Source organism: Acidithiobacillus concretivorus, assembly GCF_018853445.1.
Classification (GTDB): Bacteria; Pseudomonadota; Gammaproteobacteria; order Acidithiobacillales; family Acidithiobacillaceae; genus Acidithiobacillus; species Acidithiobacillus concretivorus.
Genome location: NZ_JABELD010000125.1, coordinates 1 through 7,137, shown reverse-complemented (window position 1 = coordinate 7,137; position 7,137 = coordinate 1). Strand labels below are relative to the sequence as shown.

The following is a 7,137-nucleotide window of genomic DNA, read 5'->3' as shown; positions in this document are numbered from 1 at the left end:
GATCGCCTCCAGCCCCACCTTGCCCTTAAAGGCGGCTCCATACACTTTCCGCTTTGCTGCGCTCATCGTCTCCTCCTGACCAGACAACAAGCTTAAACTATTGTCTCAAATCTGGGGTCCACTATACACCTTAATATTGAATTTTAAGACGCTACCACTCAAGTAAGCCGGCACGAGAGGCATCTCCAAGGTAGAAATATCTGCATCCATCGGCAAGTCTCCCTGATTGATAGAAATCATATTGTGTTGGTAGGGTTGTAATTGGGGAACAATCAGATTCCCCAGCGCATTGGTTTTCCCGATGAGGTTATTGTTGGCGTAGACCTGTACCCCGGCCAGTTGTGGCACCTGAATCAGTGCAAAACTGTCATTAATGGTGCGGCTCAGGAATGCATTTCCTGCAAGGTAACCCAGTCCCCCGGTCGCTTCCAGGCGGTAACTGGTGCCTTCTCCCGCAAACGATTGTAGCTGTGCCGTGTAAGTGCCAATCGATCCACGATACTGTCCCTGCAGGTAGGCTTCCTGATTGCTGGAAGCCTGTGCCATATATCCCCATCCGGAACCCACGGGGAGGTTACGTTGCGCGGTTGCGGTAAAGAGGGTTTTCCCCGTACTGGTACCGTCGCTTTGCGCTGACAGGCTGGCACTGGACCGAGATCCTAACGGCACTGTCCAATATAAACCGACTTGCGTGCTCTGCTCCGGTGCAAAAGCACGGAGCAAAGTCGCGCTGACATAACCCCATCGACCCAGACCCAGGTTGTAGTTTGCCTGCGCGATTTTGATGGCCGGCTGTCCAAAATATTTTTGGGTAATATAGGAAGTGGACAGCGAACCCCAATGTCCAAAGCCGTGACTGATTGTCGCATTTCCCTGCCAGTGCAGACGTGGATATCCTAGAGCATCACCCAACTGGGTAAATCCGGCGGTATCCACTTGCGCGGAGGCGCTGAAAGACAGCGCAGGCGTGATACGTTGAAACGCGAGGCTGGCCAGCATCCCTTGCCCGGAGTAGATGCCCGGATTACGGCTATAAGCCAGTGCACTCGATAAGATGCCTACAGAACGAATCAGCCATGTACCAGATAGCCCCAGAGTGGCTCCCTGGTTGGCTTGGACATCGCCATGAATTTCCCCGGTGAAGGTATTGGAAAGGCCTATTCGGTAAGTGCCTACAGCAGCAATAGGGCCATAATTATCGCTCTGTATCCCATAGTTTTGCCGTATCCCTCCCAATGAAAAAGAAAAGTCGCTCAATCCGGTACGGAGTAATTGCTGACTGGAGAAAAAAGGTTGCGTGATGACCTGTTGGGCACCCAATACATTCGTCACTACGGTGGTGATGTTTCCGCCGCCGGTGATGACCGGTAGATTCGTCAATGCGAAGGGACCAGATGGTACTTTTTGCTGGGTTACCAGAACATGATTGACGTAAACGTCCACCATGGAAGGCAAGGTTGCCTGACCGTGTACGCTGTAAAGCGGAGTCGTCACCAGATAAGGCTGGGTCGAGAAATTCGTCCCATACTGAATACCTCCCATACGCACGGCATTACCCCATGAACCCGGTTGATTGATGAAATCTCCCAACTGTAGGGTCGTCATCCGGTTCGGAAAGGTGCTCGTCCAGGTCGAATTTAACCGAATCAGTGCGGACTGCCCCGGTGTGTTCTGCAGTGCGTTATTGTTTTGGGCAATAAAGCTTGTCGTGGCGACCCCGAATGGATTAAAAACGCCTAGTTTGAAGTAGCCTCCTTCCTGCGTGGTGTGATTGGCCTGTTGTGCGTAGATATCATAGTTAAAAAAAGTACCCCATACCGGAGGGGTCACGGATATTTGCGCGGTCCCGGATTTTGAGCGTGTTGTGCTGAGAAATGCGCGGGCGGGAGCGGTGATGGATAGGGACTGATTTTCTGAATCAATGCGGTAATGGGATATATGCAGATCGGCGAGAGAGTAGTAGCGTTGACGATGGATCAGATATCCCGGTGCGTCTGGTTGGCGGAGATGCCATGCTGCAAGGTCTTTTTTTGGAACCAGCAGGGTGCCATTCGGCAATTTCTGCAGAATGCTGCCGTTACTCACCGCCATGCCATTCAGTCGTACAGAGAAAATCACCATATCCGCAGTGATTTGTGCCTGTGCTGGACTGCACCAGAGCCCCGTCATCCCCAAAAACAAAGCGAGGTATTTGGGATTAAGGCGCGGTAACCACGACGGAGGCGTCAATAGGTTTTTCTCTCTGCGGGGTAATTATTTGCACAGACAATGATTTTCCAATCCATGTATCACCGTGTTGGATAGGGAGAGGAATGTCCATATGGGACGCTGGCAACACATAGAGCAGAAGGTTTTTTCTGGCTACAGGATGGTGATCTGAAAAAAGGGCTATCCCGGTAATTTCTGCGTGCTGGTTTCCTGTGTTGGATATTTTCAAGGCAATAGCGTGAGCGGTTGCCTGTGCAGACAGATCAAGATGCGCTTGTGGCACTGCGGCTTTAGGGGCGACAAAAACGGGCAAGATCATTTTCAGTACAACCTGCACTGCTGTGTGCTTTGGATTAAATGGCGGAGGCACTTCATGCAAAATCAGGCGATAAGTGCCCTCCTTTTGAATGGGAAAGGGGGTTCTCAACCCAACACGGATAATCTGTTGACCGTGGGGCGGTATCTTAAAGAGTGGGGGGGAAATGATGAGATCGTCGGTAGCAGGGGTGATGTTTTTCCCCTGCTTTTGGGACCAATCCTCAGCAGTTGCCTGTACCGTGAGCGGAGTGTCTTGCAAATTAGTGAGTATCTCTGCCGCGATCGGATGCTGCTGCGACAGATGTACATGAATGGGTGATACCGAAAAATCACCCGCATGGCTCAGAAGTGGTGCGGTGATGAGTAAAAAAATCCCGAACCACCGCCCTATTCTACGGATTGAGATAAATACCCCGTAAGACTAGTAAGAGACTGTCACGGTAACCGTGTCTGAATAGGCGCCAGGGACGGCCGACAGGTTGGCGCCACTGTCAGGTATCTGCCCATAGACCGTTTCCGCAATGGCTTGCGGTGTGCCCATACCCGTACCGGTTCCTGCCACTGTGGACGTTCCGGTAGAGCCATCTCCCCACACTGTGCCGCCACTACCGACGGTAGAAGTCGTATAAAGCTGATAATTTAATAGATCGGATGTGCTGGCCGTATTGCCTGCAGTATCTGCGCTACCCGTCCCCGTCATATTACGGTTTGTAAATGATGCACCCGTGCTGGATCCGTCGTTCAAGGCCACTGTAAATGCGGTGCCCTTGGTACAGTTTACGGAAATGGTAGAGTTTCCGGTAACCGCTCCTGAACCTGGCGTGTAGGTTCCGAAATTCAAGTTGGTCGCGCTGACCTTGCAGTTTGAGGGTACATTTGCCGTCACGTTAAACGTGGTAGTGGCTGTAGCAGCTGTAGCAGCGCCTGCAAAAAGCAAGGGTAGAACACCCAGGGTGGCACACAGTAAACGTAGTTTCATAAAAATATCCTCAGTGAATTTCGTATAGAGTTGCAATGTGTTACTAATGGATTACATTATCTATGAAACCATAGTGCATAAGCAAATTATTTGATGTTATCGTACTTCGAGCGGGTTCAGGGGGGTGAAGTACGAGGATATTTACCTGCGGGTCTAGCTATGTACCGGAATAATGGTTGGGCTGCCTACCTACTTTGGGTTTTATAATAGTCACCCGCATCAGTCTCTCGGTTATCTGGCTCCAAATCCGGTGTATCTGACCGATCAAGTAGATCATCTTCCGTTGAAAGCAATGCCTTTAACTCTTCTGCGCTGAGGAGATTTCTGATGCTGACCTGAGTGCTCCTGTTTTTGATGTTCGATTGAAACATTTGTATGGCCAGACAGTCCAGGATTTCAGCATTTAAACTGCGTTGATGTAACTCCGCGTTTTTGACGAGACACTGATACAGTTCCTCAGGAATTTCATTCAGTTGTAAACTGATCATGGCTTGCCCCGTAGATTTTTTCCGACGCCCGTTAGCAGAATTCGATACCCCTGTTGAATGTGCCGCTACTAAAGTTGAGACACAATGGATTGTTTTGTCTGGTGGGCTGCGCCCCGCATAACGCTAATGTACTGATTAACCTGTTACCGGGCAAGCCCGAAAACCGGGTATCATGAGACAAAATGCACCTGATGGAGATTTTGCCCCATGCCCACCCCGAAAAAAGCCCCGGTTGCGCAGACCCACGCTACCCCCAAAGCGCCGAAGTCCCCCAAGGTGGCCAAGACCACAAAGACCCGAAAAGCCCCGGAGCAGCTCGATTTCTTTGGCGTCCTGCCGGAACTGGAGGAAACCCTGGCCAGTGTGCCGCTGGATACGGATGTGGTGCCCCTGGCGGAGCCGGAGCCGGCGGTTCCTGTGGCCCACTCCCCGACCGCCAGGCGGCGCAGAGCCGCACCCGAAGAACGGAAGCACATGACCCCTCTGGAAGTGGATCGGTTGCTCCAGGTCGCCAAAGACAACCCCAGGACCGGCGTCCGGGACCGCTGTCTGATTTTCCTGATGTTCCGGCATGGCCTGCGGGTGTCGGAGGCCTGCGGCATGCAGCTGGACCAGGTGGATCTGGACAGCCGGATTCTGCATGTTCAGCGCCTGAAAGGCGGCCTGTCCACCACCCAGCCCCTGCGGGCAGAAGAGCTGCGTCTGTTGCGCAGCTGGTTGCAGCTGCGGTCGCGCTGGTTGCGACGCTGGAAGAAGACGGCGGCTGAACGCCCGGGAGGGGGTGTTCTGGACCATCAGGCGCTGTTTCTGAGCACCCGGGGGACCGCGATCTCCCGCAAAACCTTCTGGGCGCTCCTGCGTCGCTATGGCGAAGAGGCGGGACTTTCCCTGCCGCCCCATCCCCACATGCTGCGTCATGCTTGTGGTTTTGCGCTGGCCGACCAGGGGGCCGATACTCGTCTCATCCAGGACTATCTCGGTCATCGGAATATCCAGCACACCGTGCGCTATACCGCTACCAATGCCCAGCGTTTTGAAAAATTGTGGCGGTGAGTGGGTGATCGGCTTGGATTGTTGGTTATAATACAAACAAGACAACAAAAGATACACTGGAGTAATATGGCAAAAGTCAACATTTCTGAAGCTGCATCACTGTCCAAGGTGGCCAGGTCTACTTTGTACGCATACATAAGATCAGGAAAAATAAGTGCAGAAAAGGATCATCTTGGCAGGCCGCAGATAGACACGGCAGAACTACTCAGGGTATTTGGTACGATACAAAACAACGAAGAAGACAACAGAAACAACACCGGAATAAATCAAGAAATCACTACAATACAGAATGAAAACGCCGCGTTACGCGCAGAAAATGAAGCTCTCCGTGAGATGTTAAGAATGCGTGAGGAACAGCTTCGCGAGCATCAGGAACAAGAAGCATGGCTCCGCCAACGCTTAGATGCACTGGAAGCCAAGTTGTTACCAGGTAGCGGCAATAGGCCATGGTGGGCAAAGATATTTGGCTCAAAGGATAGGTAAGGCAATGAGATATTTCTTTTATTTGCTCGGGTGGCGATGTAGAATAAGTGTTGTTTAACAAGTTCAACGCGGAGCAATTATGATAGGGGTTCGTTTGTCTAGCGATATCGAAAAGCGGTTAGATGCCCTCGCAAAAGCGACGGGACGTACCAAATCGTACTATGTACGTGAGGCGCTCTTGGAACACTTGGATGACATGGAAGACGCTTATTTGGCGGAGGCGACTTTGGAGCGTGTCCGGCGTGGAGATGAGCGCGTTCTAGGCAGCGAGGAGTTTTGGCGTGACCTGGAAGGTTGAATATGCCGAATCCGTGCAAAAAGACATGCGGAAAATAGATACACAAGACCGTAAGCGCATTAGAGATTTTATCGAAGTGAAAGTGTCTGGCTTAGATGACCCACGCACTTTGGGAAAACCGCTCGCCGGAAGTTTCAGTGGTCTTTGGCGGTATCGGGTTGGGAGTTACCGAATTATTGCCAGTATCGAAGACCAGGATGTGCGCATTCTCATCGTAAAAGTCGCCCACAGGAAGGAAGTTTATCGCCATTGAGCAAAAGCTGACCCATTGGCGCTGATCTTGCCGGGAGGGGGCTTTCGGGCTTAGGCTTGGAGTTTGGATAACGAATAACAAGGCATTGTCATGATTCTGAACAAGACAATGCCCCGGAACCGAGCTTTGGCGGGCAATGGTTCACGGGGCATACAATTCGTCCTAGGGGGACAGGTCGATTATAGGCAATTTGATTGCCCTATAACAACCCAGTCCCCGCATCTTTTCGCTAGTCGTGGCGCGGAGATCGGGGGTGGCCATGAGTGCTAATCCGGCCCTCGACCGCTTCCGCGAGCACCTTCCCCCCAAGCCCTACTGCACGGATGACCTGACCGCAGGCCTGCAAATCCGGTCCCTCAAGTTGGCCCTGCAACGGGCATACATCCAGCACAACGGCCCCGGCATGGTCTGGGTGATGGTGTTTGACATCGACCGGGCCTGTATCGACCCCACAGACTTTTTTCCCGTCTGGCTGGACGCAGGCCTGCCAGAGCCGAACATGGCGGTCATGAATCGCCGGACGCAGCGCGGGCACCTCATCTACCTGCTGGAAGCGGGCGTCTGCCGGACGGAACTGGCGCATTTGAAACCGTTGCGGTATCTGGCCAGCATCGAGCGGGGCTATACCGTGGCCCTGAGCGCAGACCCCGGCTATGCGGGCCTCATTTGCAAAAACCCGTTCCATGACCGCTGGCAGGTCTGGGAGATTCACGGCAACTCGTACACGCTAGCGGAGCTGGCCTGTCATGTGGATTTGACCGCCAAGGCCGCTTCCTTGCCCTCTGCTGCATCGGAGAGTTTTGGGCTGGGTCGTACTGCACCCTGTTCGAGAAAGGCCGTAAATGGGCCTACAAGGCCGTCAGGGAGTATTGGGCACCCAATGGCCTGCCCCGGTGGTCAAAAGCGGTCCTGAGCCAATTACAGGTCCTTAAGGGGTTTGAAGTCCAACGGAACGAAAACGTACGCTAAGGCCATTCATCCAGCTCCGAAGGCTGCTTTAGTGGTCTGAGCTGGCCATTCAGCACCTGTTCTGCCAGCGTAAACGAGTAGTGTCCCA

Annotated in this window: 8 protein-coding genes and 1 pseudogene; 6 read left to right on the top strand and 3 right to left on the bottom strand. The window is 52.8% G+C overall.

Translation table 11 applies throughout. The features are described from left to right. Positions 1-105 precede the first annotated feature (105 nt). The 3 genes from HJG40_RS13380 to HJG40_RS13370 all read right to left on the bottom strand — a co-directional run bounded on the left by HJG40_RS13380 (position 106) and on the right by HJG40_RS13370 (position 3,505). Positions 106-2,229, bottom strand: a complete 2,124-nt coding sequence (locus tag HJG40_RS13380) for a fimbria/pilus outer membrane usher protein (RefSeq protein ID WP_215864656.1) — start codon at positions 2,227-2,229, stop codon at positions 106-108. Next, positions 2,198-2,839: a fimbrial biogenesis chaperone gene (locus HJG40_RS15480; RefSeq protein WP_368356172.1), complete on the bottom strand. Its 642-nt coding sequence runs from the start codon at positions 2,837-2,839 to the stop codon at positions 2,198-2,200. The genes HJG40_RS13380 and HJG40_RS15480 overlap by 32 nt, the downstream gene beginning before the upstream one ends. 108 nt (positions 2,840-2,947) lie before the next feature. After that, positions 2,948-3,505: a Csu type fimbrial protein gene (locus HJG40_RS13370; protein WP_215864655.1), complete on the bottom strand. Its 558-nt coding sequence runs from the start codon at positions 3,503-3,505 to the stop codon at positions 2,948-2,950. A 115-nt stretch (positions 3,506-3,620) separates the two neighbouring features. Here HJG40_RS13370 and HJG40_RS15180 point away from each other — a divergent pair. The 6 genes and pseudogenes from HJG40_RS15180 to HJG40_RS13340 all read left to right on the top strand — a co-directional run. Then, positions 3,621-3,821, top strand: a pseudogene (locus HJG40_RS15180) (hypothetical protein); the annotation flags it as partial. A gap of 379 nt (positions 3,822-4,200) precedes the next feature. Beyond that, positions 4,201-5,046, top strand: a complete 846-nt coding sequence (locus tag HJG40_RS13360; RefSeq protein ID WP_303646308.1) for a tyrosine-type recombinase/integrase — start codon at positions 4,201-4,203, stop codon at positions 5,044-5,046. A gap of 66 nt (positions 5,047-5,112) precedes the next feature. Next, on the top strand, positions 5,113-5,529 hold the full coding sequence (locus tag HJG40_RS13355) for a hypothetical protein (RefSeq protein ID WP_215864653.1): 417 nt from the start codon (positions 5,113-5,115) through the stop codon (positions 5,527-5,529). 94 nt (positions 5,530-5,623) lie between these two features. Beyond that, positions 5,624-5,827 (top strand): type II toxin-antitoxin system RelB family antitoxin, encoded by a 204-nt coding sequence (gene relB / locus HJG40_RS13350; RefSeq protein WP_264317579.1) that lies wholly within the window; start codon positions 5,624-5,626, stop codon positions 5,825-5,827. Continuing rightward, positions 5,811-6,080 carry a type II toxin-antitoxin system RelE family toxin gene (locus HJG40_RS13345; RefSeq protein WP_215864651.1) on the top strand — a complete coding sequence of 90 codons (270 nt, stop codon included), beginning with the start codon at positions 5,811-5,813 and terminating at the stop codon, positions 6,078-6,080. The genes relB and HJG40_RS13345 overlap by 17 nt, the downstream gene beginning before the upstream one ends. Positions 6,081-6,339: 259 nt before the next feature. Next, positions 6,340-6,993: a replication initiation protein gene (locus HJG40_RS13340; protein ID WP_215864650.1), complete on the top strand. Its 654-nt coding sequence runs from the start codon at positions 6,340-6,342 to the stop codon at positions 6,991-6,993. Positions 6,994-7,137: the final 144 nt, after the last annotated feature.